This window comes from Blautia sp. NSJ-140 (genome assembly GCF_022868965.1).
GTDB lineage: Bacteria > Bacillota > Clostridia > Lachnospirales > Lachnospiraceae > Blautia_A.
Genome location: NZ_JALIFS010000031.1, coordinates 1 through 596, shown reverse-complemented (window position 1 = coordinate 596; position 596 = coordinate 1). Strand labels below are relative to the sequence as shown.

Below are 596 nucleotides of genomic sequence, written 5' to 3'. Positions count from 1 at the left end.
GGTTGAATGAAAAAGTAACTTCCACCATGTGCTAGTACTGATAAGTAAAGGGATTTCTGCAGAATTAATTTCTACAAGATATAGATATTTACACAAAACAAAACTATAATATAAGGAGAAAACACCGTGTTTTTACGGGATTGGAACATCACGAAAGGACCGCTGGCTGTTCTTTGCAAGGGTAACTTCCACCGGTCTGGAGAATACGATGCCGGAAATGAATGTGATATTTAGTGCTTTAACAGCGTGGGTTTTAATATCACCTGATCCGCGGGTATATCTTTAAGATCGCAAAGTTCCAATAGTTTTCTGTCTATCAGTAACTGAGCCAGTTTAAATGGGGTACAGCCGTTTAAACTGGCTCTTGCCACGCTATTGATATGGTTAGCTATCAGAGTTACCTTGCTCTGGTTCAGTTGTGCGAAGCCGATACCTTTGGGAAGGATATAACGGATAAATTCATGGTTTTTTTCCAACTTGCCTTTCTGCCAGGACGACATAGGATCACAGTAGAAAACCCGGGATAAACGAGCTGTATCTCCAGGACGTTCAAATATTTCAGGGTCTTTAAAAGAGGAGCCATTGTCTGTGAGGAT

At 40.8% G+C, this 596-nt stretch carries 1 pseudogene; it reads right to left on the bottom strand.

From position 1 onward, the window contains the following. Positions 1-230 precede the first annotated feature (230 nt). A pseudogene (locus MUB50_RS16925) lies at positions 231-596 on the bottom strand (IS30 family transposase); the annotation flags it as partial.